The 16098-nt window shown below is 34.5% G+C and carries 15 protein-coding genes; 9 read left to right on the forward strand and 6 right to left on the reverse strand.

Annotated elements, in window-relative coordinates; translation table 11 throughout:
• Positions 1 to 207: 207 nt before the first annotated feature.
• Positions 208 to 513, forward strand: a complete 306-nt coding sequence (locus tag D7004_RS21335; protein ID WP_407946548.1) for a DUF6804 family protein — start codon at positions 208 to 210, stop codon at positions 511 to 513.
• Complete coding sequence (locus D7004_RS18295) at positions 513 to 890, forward strand: hypothetical protein (protein ID WP_123207277.1); 378 nt, start codon at positions 513 to 515, stop codon at positions 888 to 890. The genes D7004_RS21335 and D7004_RS18295 overlap by 1 nt, the downstream gene beginning before the upstream one ends.
• Positions 891 to 901: 11 nt before the next feature.
• Here D7004_RS18295 and D7004_RS18300 read toward each other — a convergent pair whose 3' ends face one another.
• From D7004_RS18300 to D7004_RS18315, 4 genes are all read right to left on the reverse strand, one after another.
• Positions 902 to 1909 carry a P63C domain-containing protein gene (locus D7004_RS18300; RefSeq protein WP_123207278.1) on the reverse strand — a complete coding sequence of 336 codons (1008 nt, stop codon included), beginning with the start codon at positions 1907 to 1909 and terminating at the stop codon, positions 902 to 904.
• Positions 1906 to 2874 carry an IS1595 family transposase gene (locus tag D7004_RS18305; RefSeq protein WP_123207279.1) on the reverse strand — a complete coding sequence of 323 codons (969 nt, stop codon included), beginning with the start codon at positions 2872 to 2874 and terminating at the stop codon, positions 1906 to 1908. Before D7004_RS18305 ends, D7004_RS18300 begins: the two co-directional genes overlap by 4 nt.
• A gap of 159 nt (positions 2875 to 3033) precedes the next feature.
• Positions 3034 to 3477 carry a hypothetical protein gene (locus D7004_RS18310; protein ID WP_123207280.1) on the reverse strand — a complete coding sequence of 148 codons (444 nt, stop codon included), beginning with the start codon at positions 3475 to 3477 and terminating at the stop codon, positions 3034 to 3036.
• Positions 3478 to 3490: 13 nt separating this feature from the next.
• On the reverse strand, positions 3491 to 3940 hold the full coding sequence (locus D7004_RS18315; RefSeq protein ID WP_123207281.1) for a protein-disulfide reductase DsbD domain-containing protein: 450 nt from the start codon (positions 3938 to 3940) through the stop codon (positions 3491 to 3493).
• 613 nt (positions 3941 to 4553) lie between these two features.
• Here D7004_RS18315 and D7004_RS18325 point away from each other — a divergent pair.
• From D7004_RS18325 to D7004_RS18355, 7 genes are all read left to right on the forward strand, one after another.
• A complete protein-coding gene (locus D7004_RS18325; protein ID WP_123207282.1) occupies positions 4554 to 5159 on the forward strand; it encodes a TetR/AcrR family transcriptional regulator in 606 nt (201 codons plus the stop codon).
• Positions 5160 to 5420: 261 nt separating this feature from the next.
• Positions 5421 to 6761 carry a TolC family protein gene (locus D7004_RS18330; protein WP_123207283.1) on the forward strand — a complete coding sequence of 447 codons (1341 nt, stop codon included), beginning with the start codon at positions 5421 to 5423 and terminating at the stop codon, positions 6759 to 6761.
• Between the two features lie 2 nt (positions 6762 to 6763).
• Positions 6764 to 7831, forward strand: a complete 1068-nt coding sequence (locus tag D7004_RS18335; RefSeq protein WP_123207284.1) for an efflux RND transporter periplasmic adaptor subunit — start codon at positions 6764 to 6766, stop codon at positions 7829 to 7831.
• Positions 7832 to 7949: 118 nt separating this feature from the next.
• Complete coding sequence (locus D7004_RS18340; RefSeq protein ID WP_123207285.1) at positions 7950 to 11144, forward strand: efflux RND transporter permease subunit; 3195 nt, start codon at positions 7950 to 7952, stop codon at positions 11142 to 11144.
• Positions 11145 to 11295: 151 nt separating this feature from the next.
• Positions 11296 to 12102 carry a hypothetical protein gene (locus tag D7004_RS18345; protein ID WP_123207286.1) on the forward strand — a complete coding sequence of 269 codons (807 nt, stop codon included), beginning with the start codon at positions 11296 to 11298 and terminating at the stop codon, positions 12100 to 12102.
• Between the two features lie 97 nt (positions 12103 to 12199).
• Entirely contained in the window at positions 12200 to 12439 is a 240-nt protein-coding gene (locus D7004_RS18350; protein WP_123207287.1) for a hypothetical protein, read from the forward strand.
• Positions 12439 to 12732 carry a type II toxin-antitoxin system RelE/ParE family toxin gene (locus D7004_RS18355; RefSeq protein ID WP_123207288.1) on the forward strand — a complete coding sequence of 98 codons (294 nt, stop codon included), beginning with the start codon at positions 12439 to 12441 and terminating at the stop codon, positions 12730 to 12732. The genes D7004_RS18350 and D7004_RS18355 overlap by 1 nt, the downstream gene beginning before the upstream one ends.
• A 16-nt stretch (positions 12733 to 12748) precedes the next feature.
• On the opposite strand, the gene D7004_RS18360 is transcribed toward D7004_RS18355, so the two are convergent.
• A complete protein-coding gene (locus tag D7004_RS18360) occupies positions 12749 to 13948 on the reverse strand; it encodes an MFS transporter (protein ID WP_123207289.1) in 1200 nt (399 codons plus the stop codon).
• Between the two features lie 206 nt (positions 13949 to 14154).
• The gene (locus tag D7004_RS18365) at positions 14155 to 15678 is read right to left on the reverse strand and encodes a choice-of-anchor I family protein (protein ID WP_123207290.1); all 1524 of its coding nucleotides are present in this window, start codon (positions 15676 to 15678) and stop codon (positions 14155 to 14157) included.
• Positions 15679 to 16098: the final 420 nt, after the last annotated feature.

Raw genomic sequence — 16098 nt, forward strand, 5'->3', positions numbered from 1 at the left:
GAATTATTTATTAAAAATAGAAGCGTTAGCTTTTATTCTTGCACTTGGAATCTGGTAAATTCAACAAATACAGCAAGGAATTTAAGTTGTCGTTCACGTCAAAAGCGTGGGCTGTCACTTATTTTGCTGTAAAGGTTTACCAGAACCTCAAGTGCGGATAGGAACTACAGTTCCACGCTTCTTTACTTAAAAAGCTTATTGGAACTTATGAGCACAACTAGAAGAACTCTACTCACACTAACGGTTATATCAATCGTATTACTATTAATTTCTTATTTAAAAATGCCTTATTACTATTATCAGTTTATGAAAATAGCGTTGATGATAATATTTATTTACATGGCATTTTTATCAAGGAATTTATTAAGTATTGTGTATGTTTCTTTGGCAATAGTTTTCAACCCTATAATACCGTTGGTTATTAAGAAACAGCAATGGCAAACTATTGATATTATAGTAATTTTTGTGTTGATTGTTTTACCTATTATATCAAATCTAAATAACCGAAAATAATGAAGTCTACTGTCAAAATTCCATATTGGATTCTGTTAATTATATTTACTCTAATAATATGTTTAACTGTTACCAACCCTTATGTAAATAAGATTTTCAATAAAAAAGAAGAAACTCATGTAAAGGCTAAAGTGAAATTGAAAACATTCTATGCTACAGATAAAGAAGTTAGAAAAGTTTATAACGATTTAATGAATGCAGGATATACAGAAGGTAACTTCGGGACTTTTACCCAATTCAATGAAAGATTGCAAAATTGGATGGAAGCTTACATTACTTGGCAGATGCTTGTAAAAAAGGGTTATCGCGATTATGGAACGGAGAATGAATTTGTAAGAAAATATTCTAAAGATGCTCCTGAGCGTTTTATGAAATAAAAAGCCAAAGACTAATCCTTTGGCTTTCCTTTCTTTAATGCTTTATTGAACTTATCGTCGTATGCAGTGTCGCCACTGCTAATCTTTTTTGGCGGTGGCGTTCCTTTTGGAGAGTCGGGTTCATTATCTAAATCGTCCAAGTCTGAAAATGGTATTTCTTTTTGCCCATATTTTTCTTGTATAAATCTATCAAAAGCTTTTTTATCTTCTGATATAGAGGCTAACGCTTCAACTGTATAGAGAACTTTCTTCAAATGTTCTTTACCTATATCAGTTAAAGACCTATGGAATTGAACCTTATAATTGCCCTTTTCATTTTTTGGTGTCTTTTTCTTAAGTTCTTCCAATACAAAAGACCCTTTTGGTAAGTTAGAATATACATACCTATTGGTTATATGTCCAATGAATCTTGGTTTTCGTTTAATGTTTTCAGGTGTGAATGGAATGTTCCAAAGTTTGAATATCTCTTTATAAAACGAAAGTTGAAATTGTTTTTGATATGCTAATATTTCATCAGAAATAAGAGTTTTTAATATTACCTGTAACTCATTACTTTCTCTTTTATATTGGTAACCCGTAGCTTCATCAATCAAGGCTATGATACCTACCTTAGCTACAGAACGAATGATTATTTCTGCTTGGTCTGCATAAACTATTTGATTAGGCTTTAAAACGCCAGCTTTTTTTAGGTCTATTAACGCATCACAAAAGTCTATTAGCTTGGTAGCTTCATATCCGTAAGTCATTGTAGCAGAACCGCCTGCATTATTTCTTTGAAATTCAATAACCTCAAAAAGACCAGCGGAAATTTCTGGTTTAATCACCTTTGAAACTGCTTTTGAACCTACGAAATTAGTTAACCAATCTCCACTTGTTCCTTTATAACCTATTGCTTTTTGCATACCATTTCTTGATAGCACACGTGTACCATCTGATAGCACATAGCAAGGAATTTCAATCTCCCCAATTATTAAAGGTGTTTTATCAGAGCCATACTCTGCTTTTAGTATTTTACTCATGCTATCAAATCTTTATATTTCAATCTACAAACCATGTTACCTATTATCGTTTCAATTTGTTCTTGAATTGCCAAATTACGATAGTTATGTCTAAAAGAAAATTCGTTGAAGTATTTTTGTAAATGTTTCCTTGTTGGCTTAACATATATACCAATTATAGAACGTTTACATTGACCCCAAAATCCCTCAATAGCATTTGAAGTATAACCTAAATCATTCATGTATTGCCCTTTTCCGTGGTCAACAACTTGATGGTTGTAATCAGAGTTTAAACCTCTGTAGGCATGCCATTCATCAGAAGTGAAATTACTACCTGCTTTTACATTAGCTTTAACTAAAGGTTGAATACTTTTAGCTTTGGTATCCTTAACAACAAAGCATTTAACTTTTGAATGTTTAGTTATTATTCTTTCTCCATCTACCAATTCATATTCGTTGGTTTGCATTAAACCAAGAACAGGCGTTTTGTCTTTAAAACTTCGTCCTTGCGATTGTTCAACTTTCTTATCTCTATGGCGGTTCTTATTTTTGCCTCCTACAAATGTTTCATCCGAAACTACATCGCCAGATAACATATCTTCATCCTCATTACCTAAAGCCCATCTAACACGCTGTAACATGAACCATGCAGTCTTTTGAGTAACTCCAACATCTTTGGCTAATTGAACGCTACTAATACCTTTCTTGTGCATTACTAAATACATAGCAAGCATCCATTTGATAGTAGATAGTTTAGAACCCTCCATGAATGTATTAGTCTTTGCGGTAAATAAAGTTTGGCATTTCTTACACTTGTATCTAATTCCATCGGAAAAGACATAGGATTGGTTATGACCGCATCCATCGTGCGGACAAATGATTTCGCCTGTATCCCAACGTTGCCCCGCTAAATATTGGTGGCATGCTCTTTCATCGGGAAAGACTTTAACTAAATCGATAATTGTTTTGTATCTTGTTTCGGACATAGCAAACTAAGAATTAATTGAACACGACAAATGTAACAATTAATTTGATAATTGGTTTCGATAATATATAAAAATAGCCTAATTGATTAAAAAGGCTATTTAATGTTTTAAGAAGTGGTTTTATTGTTGGTTAGCTTTGTATATAATCACCAAAATTAATTATGGAGTTATCTTACTTATGGCCTTATCGAAATTAAAGCTTAATGTTTCAGATTGATCGCCTTTAATTTTTATGCCTGATAATTTCCAACCTATAAACTTAGGTTTAGTTTTAGCTAGATCTAACAAGCGATACCTTTGCTTTGTAAGTGATGCACTTATCTGCCCAACACTATCAGATTCTACGTGGGCATAATGCTCTATTTCACTTTCTAAAACAGCAAGAACTGAATCCAATTCATTGCCTTTCTTTATACTATCGGCGTAAGCTTTAGGAGAAATATTATAAAGACTATCAAAACTGGAGTTTTCAAAATCGAGTTTTTGGGTACTGCTTTCATATTTCGATTCTACTAAATCTATTGCTCGGTCTTTATCGGTTTTTTTAACGCAAGATGCTAGAATAACCGAGATAAAAAATAATAATGAGATGTATCTTTTCATAGGGATCTAGCTATTAACTCACAGGAATGTTAAATTGAACTTCTTCTGCAGGGCGGCATTCTTTAGCATTACATACCGTAAACTCTAGTTTGCCTGCAACGCTAACTTTGGCTGATTTCATTTTAATTTTCTGCTGAAAAACAACCGTGTGTTCAAAATAACTGACATTGGCTTTCAATACTTTTTCAAATTTTACTAAAGGTTTCGGTTCGATGGTTTTACCTACGAGGACATAACCATTACCATTTGAAAAATTAAAGCTTGTTATTAGTGCTTTGGCAACACCATTTTGCGCATAGATGTGCCAACCTTCTGCTATTGTAGCCTTTAAATAAACGGTTGCCTCGCCACTTTTTTCTTTTTTAGCTGCGTAGCTCCACTTTACAGGAGATGTAATTTTGAATTGGGCATAGGTGAATTGAACTGTAAATACCAGAAAAGCTACTATGAAAAGTTTTCTCATCTTAATTGGATATTAATTTAATATTTTCTTTCTAACAAACAGTAATCCAAAAGCTTTCCCGTTTTTCTTCCCCATATTTTTATGGTGAACTTTGTGAGCCTTGCGAACTGCTTTTAAATAAGTGTTATTGCTTTTAAAGGTTTTAATCTTCTGTGCACAAACCAATCGTGAATAATAAAGTATATAATGCCATATAAGCTTATTCCAAGCCCTATAAAAAATCGGTATCCAAAATTATCTCGTTCGATGAACATTAAATAAAGAGAAATTCCGGCGAATAGAAATGCAAATAGATCATTCCACTCGAAAAACGATTTGTTGTGTTCGTGATGACTTTTATGCATAAACCATAAGACCCCGTGAAATAAATATTTATGAATAAACCACGAAAGGCATTCCATAAAAACTATGGTTAGCAATATAATACCTACATTTAATAAGACTTGCAAAATTCTATAATTTAGTTTGTAAAGATATATAAACCAACGCAAACCGTTTTAAATGTCATAAAATTGTAACGATACAAGTGTTTTCTAATCAATTGATTAACTAATGAATTTTTAGATCTATTTTTGACTAAAATATTAAAAAAGTCAGAAAGTAGAAAAGTAAAATGATTGTAGCCGATAAAAAGCGAGAACAAATTATTGAAGGTGCTATAAAACGCTTTATCCATTTTGGTATAAATAAAACAACCATGAATGATATCGCAGAAGATTTATCTGTTTCAAAACCATCTCTTTACTATTATTTTCCTGATAAGAGGAGTCTTATTGTTGGGGTAATAGAAAAAGTATTTACCGATTATTTTGATGCACTAAAAAAGAAGTACAATCCGGATGCAGCGGTTGAAGATACATTGTTTCAAACGATTGATATCCGCAATTCATTTTTTATGAAATACTTTATGCTTAGGATTTCGGAAGGCATTCCAGATATTTTTACTGACCATACTTTAAAAGAAAAACTTACATCACTTAAAAATTCGGAGAAAGTTTTTTATGCTAAGATTTTCGAAAGAGCCCAAGAAAAAGGCGAAATCAAACATGAAAATATGTCGCATGTAGCCGAACTTTATTTAGAGAGTTTAATGGGCTTAACAAATATGTGCATCATTGAACTCGGCAAAGATTTATTGCCTGATAAAAAAGCAGTGAACAAAATGACCCAGAAGCAAAAAGACCTATCTTCTATATTTATTAGAGGGTTGAAGTGTTGAGGGATGAGGTTGAGGTTAAGAATGAGGATGAGGTTGAGGTTGAGAATGAGGTTGAGACTGAGGACAAGGTTAAGAATGAGACCGAGATTGAGGTTGAGACTCAAGATTAAATAAGAAAGCTGAAATAAAAGGACGAAAAACCAAGAACGAAAAACGAAAACACCAATAACACAATAACCAAGTTGCCCAGTTGCAGGTCTTGATACCTGATACTAGCTACTTGATACTAATAAGAACCCAAAAACAAAAAAACAATACATTATGCTTAAAGTAAAAATGGTAAAATTAATGCTCATACTAATTACTGGCATTGCTTTACCTCAACTGGCAGCTGCACAACAACAGCTAACCCTGAAAGATGCGCTAACCTTTGCGCTTCAAAACAATACCAAATTGCGGAAGGCAAAATTGGATATTGAAGGTGGAAGATACAAGGTAGAAGAAGTAAGAGCACAAGCATTACCTACACTTTCGGGTACTGCGGGTTTAACTTACAACCCAATTATTGGTCAGCAGGTAGTAGATTTCGGCGGACAATTGCAAACGCTTAAGTTTGGTCAGAAATGGAATTCTTCTGCTGGCGTTCAACTTTCTCAACAATTGTTTAACCAGCAGGTTTTTACAGGCTTACAGGCTGCAAAATCTAGTGAAGAATATTACAATTTAACTTCGCAATTAACTGAAGAACAAATTATTGAGTTGGTTGCAAATAACTATTACCAGGTTTTGGTTAACAGACAGCAATTAAACGTTATCGACACTAACATTAAAAATGTTAAAGTGGTTGAGAAAATTGTTAGCAACCAGTACAAAAATGGCTTAGCTAGAAAAATTGATGTAGATCGTATTAACGTAAACCTTACAAATTTAAACACACAGCGTGAGCAGGTGATTAATGGCATTACTCAATTAGAAAACCAATTAAAATTTTCTATGGGCATGCCGGTTTCTACGCCTATTAGTTTACCTGCAACAGAACTAACAGAAGTTACTCAACTACCTGTTCTTACAGATTCTGTTGATTTAACAAATAGAACAGAAGTTAAACTCTTAGATAATCAAGATAAACTTTTGGCGCTGCAACGTAAGGCTTATGTAGCAGAATATTATCCATCCTTATCATTATCAGGAAATTATACATACTCTAGCCAAAGCAATGGGTTCGACTTTTTAAATTCGAATGCTACTGCGATTGGTTTTGGTTCATCGGCAATAGGATTAAGTTTGAAAGTGCCAATTTTTAATGGTTTTCTTACCCGTTCTAAAATTCGCCAAGCTAATGTGAACATTAAAAAAGCACAAGAAGATAGAAAGGAATCTACAAACTCTTTAAATCTTGCTTATGAGAACGCAAAAATTCAACTGCGCAACAACTTAAACACGATAAATTCGCAACGTAAAAATGCCAATTTAGCGCAGGAAATTTACAAAAGCACTCAAAACAATTACAATAACGGCTTAGCTTCTTTAACGGATTTAATCGATACAGAAAACGCATTAACAGAAGCCCAAAACAGTTATACTCAGGCTTTACTAAACTATAAAGTTGCTGAAATACAATTAATCAAATCAAACGGAAATATTAAATCGCTAGTACAATAGAAATGAAAAGAGTAATAATTATAATCGTTGTAATTGTTGTTGCCCTTGGCGCAATAGCTTATGTTTTAAGTAACAACAAGAAGAAAAATGAAGAGAAAACTGCTTTCATTGCTAAAGGCGGTGGTGCTGTTGCAGTTCGTGTTGCAAAAGTAGAGAAAAAAGTTGTTGACTTAGATTTTGTTGCAAACGGAAATTTTGTTCCGAAGCAAGAATTAAACTTCTTATCAGAAAATGCAGGTCGCGTTTCAAAAATTTATGTTGATGAAGGTGCTCGCGTAAGTAAAGGCCAAGTTCTAGCTCGTATTGATGCTGAAATTATCAATACAGACCGTGAAACAGCTCAGGCATCATATGATAATGCAAAAAGAGATGAAGCCAGATACCAAAGTTCTTACGAAACCGGCGGTGTAACGCAACAACAATTAGACCAGGCAAAACTGGCTACCAGAAATGCAAAATTACGTTTACAAGCTTCGCAACGTAAATTAAGTGATGCGAACATTAAATCGCCAATTAACGGAATTATTAACAAACGCTATATTGAGGTTGGTGCTTTCGTAACTGCGCAAGGAACCCAGTTATTTGAAATTGTTGATGTTTCTAAGTTAAAACTTAAAGTAAATGTTAACGAATCGCAGGTTGCAAGTCTTAAAATTGGCGACCAGATTGAAATTAAATCTTCAGTTTTTCCTGATGAGAAATTCTCAGGAAAAGTAACCTTTATAGCTGCCAAAGCTGATGCAACTTTAAATTTCCCAATTGAAATTGAAGTTTCGAATTCGGCAAAAAGTAGCTTAAGAGCAGGTATGTATGGCACTGCAGTATTTAACTTCCCTAAACAAGCACCAAGTATTCTAATTCCCCGCACCTCATTTGTGGGTAGTGTAAGTAGCAACCAGGTTTTTGTTTATGATACTGCTAACAACACTTCAAAATTACGTAAAGTAATTACTGGACGTATTTTGGGCGATAACGTGGAAGTCTTAGATGGATTAAAAGAGGGTGAAACCGTAATTACCAGCGGACAAATAAACTTAGCTGAAGGTACTGCCGTAAGCATTGTTAAATAAGTTATAAGTATAAAGTTATAAGTTATAAGTCCGTAGCCTTAAAAGCTAAGGGATTAAAAAAGGGTGCAAATCATTACATAAGTGTAGATTTTTCTCCTCTAAAACAATAAGCAAAAAAATGAAGATAACAGACATATCTATAAAAAGGCCCTCGCTGGTAATTGTGGTTTTTACCGCACTTACGCTACTTGGGCTGCTAAGTTACTTTTCGTTGGGTTATGAATTGCTTCCAAAATTCTCCAACAATGTAGTATCCATTTCGACGATTTACCCTGGTGCATCGCCAGCCGAGGTTGAAAATACGGTAACCAAAAAAATTGAGGATGCGGTTTCCTCAATGGAAAATATTAAAAAAATAAACGCAGTTTCATTTGAAAGTTTATCAACAGTAACGATAACTTTAACAGATGCGGCGAACATCGATATATCATTAAATGATGCGCAACGTAAAGTTAATGCTATACTTTCTGATTTACCAGATGATGTTAAAACACCATCACTTAGTAAATTCTCTTTGGATGATTTACCGGTTATCACCATGTCGGCTTCGGCAAATATGGATGATATCACCTTTTACGATTTAATCGACAAACGTATTGCTCCGGTAATTTCGAGGGTAAGCGGTATCGCTCAAGTAAATTTAATTGGTGGTTCTGAACGTGAAATTCAAGTATCGTTAGATGCTGATAAACTTCAAGGTTATAATCTTTCGGTTCCTCAGGTTCAGCAATTAATTTTAAGTTCCAATCTTGATTTCCCTACCGGAAGTGTTAAGACAGAAAACCAAGATGTATTAATTCGTTTATCAGGTAAATACAGAAGCATTGAAGAATTAAGAAACCTGGTTTTAACAACATCAAAAGAAGGTGCACAAATCCGTTTAGGCGATGTTGCCGACGTTCAGGATTCGCAAAAAGAAACCGAAAAATTAGCACGTATTAATAGGAAAGCTTCAATTGCGATTCAAATTATTAAACAAAGTGATGCGAATGCGGTAGAAGTAAGTAAAGGTGTACATGCAATTATCGAAAAGCTTAAAACCGAATATGCTGCAAATAAATTAGACATTAAAGTCGTTAACGATAGTTCTATTTTCACTTTAGAATCTGCTGACGCGGTTATTCACGATTTATTTTTAGCTGTAATTCTGGTAGCTTTTGTAATGCTTTTCTTCTTACATAGTTTAAGAAATGCGTTAATTGTAATGGTATCTATTCCAGCATCGTTAATTGCAACATTTATTGGGGTTTCTTTATTAGGTTATACCTTAAACTTAATGTCGCTACTTGGTTTATCGCTCGTAGTAGGTATCCTGGTAGATGATGCGATTGTGGTATTGGAAAACATCCAACGCCACATGGAAATGGGTAAAAACAAAGTAAGAGCTGCATCTGATGCAACCCGCGAAATTGGTTTCACCGTTGTATCCATCACTTTAGTAATTGTTGTAGTGTTTTTCCCTATTGCAATTAGCTCGGGTTTGGTATCAAATATCCTTCGTCAGTTTTGTGTGGTAGTAATTATTGCTACGTTGCTTTCATTATTTGCTTCGTTTACAATTGTGCCATTGTTGTACTCAAGATTTGGTAAGTTAGAACACATAGAAGGCAAAAACGCTTTCGGTCGTTTCATTCTTTGGTTCGAAAGACAATTAAAAAAATTCACCATTTGGATTACTGGAATTTTAACCTGGTCTTTAAATCATAAGAGACGTACAATTGCTGCTGTAGTAGTATTATTCGTTGCTGCAATGTGGTTGGCCGGAGCCGGATTTATTGGTTCGGAGTTTTTCCCTAAATCGGATAAAGGAGAGTTTTTGGTGCAAATTGAGTTACCAAAAGATGCGCCACTAGAGCAAACCAACTTTTTTACGCAACGAGCAGAAACTTTCTTATCTAAACAGCCAGAAATTACACAATTAATTACAACTGTTGGTCAGGCCAGTGGTGATTTTGGTGGAACACAAGCAACTGCATACAAATCAGAAATAAATGTAAAACTGGTTGAGCGTGATAAACGTGAAGGAGTTTCATCAGATATTTTCGCTACCAAAATGAGCCGTGCTTTGGCTAAAGAATTGGTTGGAGCAAAGGTAAAAACAGTGCCAATTAGTATATTGGGTATTGCCGAAAATGCACCAATTAGTTTGGTGGTTATGGGTTCTGATTTAGATAGTGCTTTAAAATATGCCGAAGGTGCAAAAGCTTTACTCGGAACAGTATCTGGAGCAACTGAGATTAAACTTTCTGTAGAAAAAGGAACGCCTGAAATTAATGTTCAGGTTGATAGAGATAAAATGTCGGCCGTTGGTTTAACGCTTGCAACGGTAGGTTCTACCATGCAAACTGCATTTGCCGGTAATACAGATGGTAAATACAGAAAGGGAGAATATGAATACGATATTAACATCCAGTACCAAGACTTTAACAGGAAGAATATTGATGATGTACGTAACCTTATTTTCGTAAACGATAAAGGCGCACAAATTAAATTATCACAGTTTGCTACAATTAGCGAAGGTTCAGGTCCAAGTCAGTTAGAGCGTTTAAATAAATCAACATCAGTTTCTGTTCAAGCACAATCAATTGGTAGGCCAACAGGAACAATCGTTGCCGAGTTTAAACAAAAGTTAATCGACCAACAAAAAAGTGGCAAGCTAAAAGCACCAACTGGTGTAAGCTATACATGGGGTGGTGATGAAGAAAATCAGGCTGAAGGATTTGGTACTTTAGGTATTGCATTATTAGCTTCGATAATTTTGGTTTACCTAATTATGGTTGCGCTTTATGATAGTTTTGTTTATCCGCTTGTGGTAATGTTCTCTCTGCCATTAGCATTAATTGGAGCATTTTTAGCATTGGCTTTAACCAATAATTCAATCGGTATTTTTACCATATTAGGTTTTATTATGCTAATGGGTTTGGTTGCGAAGAATGCAATTATCCTTGTCGATTTTACCAACCACATGAAGGCCGAAGGAAAATCGACAGTAGATGCCTTAATTTTAGCCAACCATGCTCGTTTACGCCCAATTTTAATGACAACCATTGCCATGATTTTTGGTATGCTTCCTATTGCATTAGCAAGTGGTGCAGGTGCAGAATGGAAAAACGGTTTGGCTTGGGTTATTGTAGGTGGATTAACCAGTTCTCTATTTTTAACCCTTATCGTAGTTCCTGTTGTTTACTTAATTTTTGATATTATTTTAGAAAAATTAGGTTTCAACAAAAAAGGCAAAACAATTGATGAGTTGATGGAAGAACCATACGACCATAAAGATGTTTTAGAATATGATATAGATGCCACTCACTAACATCAAAAATTAACAATTATATAAAGCTGCCTTTACCCAAGGGCAGCTTTTTTTATGTTAAGTTTAACCGTAATTCATTTTTATTGTATCTTGATTTTAGTTTGTAAAGCACCAATCCAAACAAATAATATCAAATCTTGTATATTAGTTTATGTTTAAAATTATCCCGCAAATAATTCTGGCACTAATCGTTTTCGTCGCAAATGCTCAGCACCCACCAGTTTTTGATGCCATGCAATCCGATTCATCTTTTATTAAAATTTACGATTTGGATATTGCTTTGGTAAAATATAGCTATAAACCAAATGGCATACGGTTTTTGGTTGTACATGATAATGAAGATACAGGCGTAAAAGCAGGTTTCGATTACATTCGTTGGAATGGCGGCGAAATTATTGATAGTCAGTATGGCAGTGTGCGTGATTATAATTTTACCTACATGGATGATGTTTATCGGATAGACCCAAATGCAATTTACACCGAACGAGGTATTAACACACGCTTAAAGAAAGATGAATTTAGTTCTAACGAAGTAGAGAAGGCTTTAAATAGTGCCGGTAAGCAAATTATTGATTTCTACAACCCTAAATCTTTAGGCTACATTTTAACGCTTCATAACAATGGAGATGGCGGTTTTGGTATATCATCATATTTACCGGGTTATGATCTTTCAAGCGCAGCGGATTCAGTATTTATCAACTTCGAAATGGATGGAGATGACATGGTATATGTTACTGATGTAAGGCTTTTTAATAGCTTTAAAAAAGCAAATGTGAATGTTATGCTACAATCAAAATTTGTAGAAAACGATGGTTCACTTTCTGTTTATGCCATGCAAAATAACATTCCTTATATCAATGTTGAAGTGCAACATGGTCATATAGATGAAAACTTAAGACTGATTGAAATAGCCGTTGCCGTGTTAAAAGAATATAATCTGGTGAAGAAACCGGAATGATAAATTAAAATTTTGTTATGTTAAGTAGGCCTTTTACAAGGCAAAACTAAGATAATAGGCGTCTAGTTAATGTTTTAAATTTTTGTTAAATTTGTATATGAGCGTATTGGTTAACATTAAAAATGAACAAGAAGAAAAAGTATTAATTGCTTTTTTAGATAGCTTGAATTATAAATATCTAGCTGGTTTAAATGAAAATCCAGAATCTTTAGAAGCTGAATTTTTACATCAATACAATAAAGAAATAGAGCAAGCTGATTTAGAAATTGAGAACGGAAACTATATTTCTCACCATGATGTAACCCTTCTTTTTGAAAAACGTAGAAAAACCATTTAATGGAAATTAAATGGAATAAAAGAGCCATTAAGCAATTACTAGATATTGTAGAATATTTAGAAGATAATAATTTGACAGATTACGCATCAAAGATCGAATTTCAAATTCTTCATAAAATCGAGTCGCTTCCCAAAAAATTAGAAGTTTTCCAGATAGATAGATTAAAGGTTAATAATGATGGAAGCTTTTATGCATTTGAAATTTCAAATTATAGAATTTCTTATCGTATATCTAAAAATGAAATAAGAATTTTACGGATTAGATATTCAAGCCGTAGGCCTTTTACAAGATAATTGCAAAGCCCAATACTTAAGCAATGGCTTTAATTTTAGTTACCAAAAAGCTAACAAATAGCCCAAAACATCCAATTACAGCATAAGAATATTGCAAACTTGATAATGCTGAAATATACCCAATTAATGGCGGGCCCATTAAAAACCCTAAATAACTCACACTAGATACCATTGCAATTGCCATTCCTGGTGCAACCTTTCCATTTTTACCGGCAACACTATATACCGTAGGTACAATGCTTGAAACACCAAGCCCAACCATCATAAAGCCAATAGTTGCTGTTACAACAAATGGAAAAAATACGGATATAAACATTCCGGTTGATATGATAATTCCACTAAATTGTATAGTGCGTTTTCGCCCTAATTTCGCGATAATTGAGTCTCCTACAAATCGACCTGTTGCCATCATCACCATAAATGAAGCGTAACCCAAAATCACCAAAGAAGATGGTGCTTTAACAATTTCTTTAAAATAAACTCCGCTCCAATCGAACATCGCTCCTTCTGTAGCCATACTACAAAAGCCAATTATGCCTAGCTGCAATAATACACCCTCCGGCTTTACGAAAAGTTTAGGTTTTCGTTCTGTAGGGGCTCCTTTACCAGGAACCAAGTGTTTATAATTTAAGAAAACGTTCGCCCAAATTAAGCTCACTACAATCCAGAAATGATAGTATGGAATAATATGGAGATTAACCATTAATAAACCAACTAGCGCACCTGTGAAACCTGCAATACTCCATGCTCCGTGGAATGAAGTCATGATTGGTTTTACAAACAACTTTTCTGCTTCAACACCTTGCGTGTTTACAGCAATATTGCACATGTTACCAATTACACCAAACAGAAAAAGGAATACAGCTAAATGCCATGGTGCTGTTGCTAAACCTAAATTGGTTAAAGCTAAAACATATAAGGGTGCAGTGATGGTTAAAATTGCTTTACTACCATATTTTGTTACCAACCTACCAGAAATTGGCATGGTACACAACTGACCTAAAGGAAGCGCTAATAAAATACTCCCCAATTGCCCATCGGATAAATTTAAGGTATGTTTAATATCTGGAATACGACTTGCCCAGGATGCAAATGCAATTCCTTGTCCGAAATAAAATAAAGATACCGCCAGGCGAGTTCTATTTGCACTACTTTGAGCTACTACAGGTTTTACTGTTTGATTTTGATTTTCCTGATTTGCGTTAGACTCTTCCAAAATGCGGGATTAAATGAACATTATCGTTGGCACAAAGGTCTTCAAATCTATCGGAAATATAAAGCGCAAAATATCATTTATAAATAATTATTAATTAGATGAAATTTATAAAGTAAAATATACTTCACTGGCGACTAAATTGAAACAAAAAAGGCTTTTGGAAACAATAAATAATCCAAAAGCCAGCTATTTAATAATTGTTGGTTTTAAGCTTTATCTGGTTGATAGAATCTAACTGTTCCGTCATCTTCGCTCGATACAATCAGCAAACTTCTTCCATTCGGACTATCCTTTGGCTTAACAAACATTAATCCTTCCGGAGCATCACCTGTAGAAAACAATTGAACAAATTTCGGCGATTCTGGCGTACTAATATCATATACAGCAACCATATCAACACGCTCCATTCCAATAAAGGCTAAAGTTTTACCATTTACTTGTGCTACCGTAACACCTTCTACTTCAACTCCTTTATTATCCGAACGGGTATCATCATATTTCCCGGCATCAATAACACGTTGCTCTAAATCTTTACCAACATTAGAAATTAATTGCCCGGTACTTGCATTAATAATACTCATGCTACGTCCGCCTGTTGAGTATAATTCATCGTAATCACCATCACCATCGGTATCACCAAAAGCCTTTGTTACGGTTAATCTACCCAAATTAGCATCTAACTTTAAAGTTGTTGCGGTTGGAAATTTTGTAGGGTCTAAATTTAAACTTTTAACCCTACCCTCTTCATCATAACCTTTCCAAGCACGAGTATCGCCTTCATTTGCTAAAGCCAAATAATTTGAGCCATTTGCAGTAAAATAAGAAATTGCATCTGGCAGGTAAAATGCTTTAATTGGCCATACACCAAGTTGTATTTTACCATCCAAATCACTTACATCAAAAGCATTATCTGCAAGACTAATATCTCTAACCCCTAAAGGCATAATTTTGGTTAATGTACCTGCAACAACATCAAGTTCGGCAACTGCATTATTTTCTTGCAGGGTAATGTAAGCCTTTTTAGAATCAGCAGAAACGGCAACATATTCTGGTTCTATATCTTGTGCAAAAGTTGCTTTTGGTCCGTAAATTCTTAGACCCGCAGCAACAAGTGAAGTTTTTGAACCTTCAAAAGAGGCGAAATCTAAAGTTTTAACTGTATAATTAGCTTTAACATTGATAACAGAAACAGACCCGACAGGATCAATTGTATATTCATCGTTAGGTTCTCCTTCATTTGCGCTTATAATGTAATTGCCATCCGGACTAAAAGTTACCATATCCGGCATTGCACCAACACTAATTTTTTTTACTTCTTCTAAGGTGGATGTTTTTAGCACAATTATGTCGCCATTAGATTGCTTGGTTACGCCGTCCAATGCAATTGCCAATAATCCATTACTAACTGCAACACTATTGATACCTGCATTTGTAGGAAAAGTGAGGGTTTTAGATTTTGTAAGGGTGGGATAAGTACTTAAATCTACCACTTCTACTTTTGTGCCTCCATCATTACTTACAACAAAAAGTTTTTTAGTTGAAGGATCGTAAGCAGATATTTCTGCTGAAGTTACACCACCCAAATCTATCATAGCAATTTCTTTAAAACTAGAAATGTTTTCTGGGATGATGGTTTCTGAAGGATCTTCAATGGGATTATCTGATTTTTTACAAGCTGTAAATGCAACAGAAGCGATTAGCAGAGCGCTAAACAGTTTTTTAGGATTCATGGTTTTTTTGTAATATCTGAATCGCAAAAATATAATGCGGCAACGCTGATTTTTAGCTAGATACTATTATCTTTTTGTTAAGGAATTATGAAAAAACAATAGGAGTTTTAATTGCATGTTACAAAGATTTCTCGGCTGCGCTCGAAATGACGGTGACTTAATTGCCGTCATCTCGACTGGAGCGCAGCGAAATGGAGAGATCTTTGAAACTGGATAAATTGAATATTACAAAGATTTCTCGGCTGCGCTCGAAATGACGGTGCGAAGTTTCGTCCACATGCACAACGAACTGTTGTTTTTAAACCTGACAATAGCGGCAGCCCCGAGTTTTTCTACGAGGGCTACAGCGGTTGGCAGGGCTGCAAACCCCAATGAAATGCTAACGATAATTTCCAAAATAAATAATAAAAAATTCTTTGG

Source organism: Pedobacter jejuensis (assembly GCF_003725795.1).
Taxonomy (GTDB): Bacteria; Bacteroidota; Bacteroidia; order Sphingobacteriales; family Sphingobacteriaceae; genus Pedobacter; species Pedobacter jejuensis.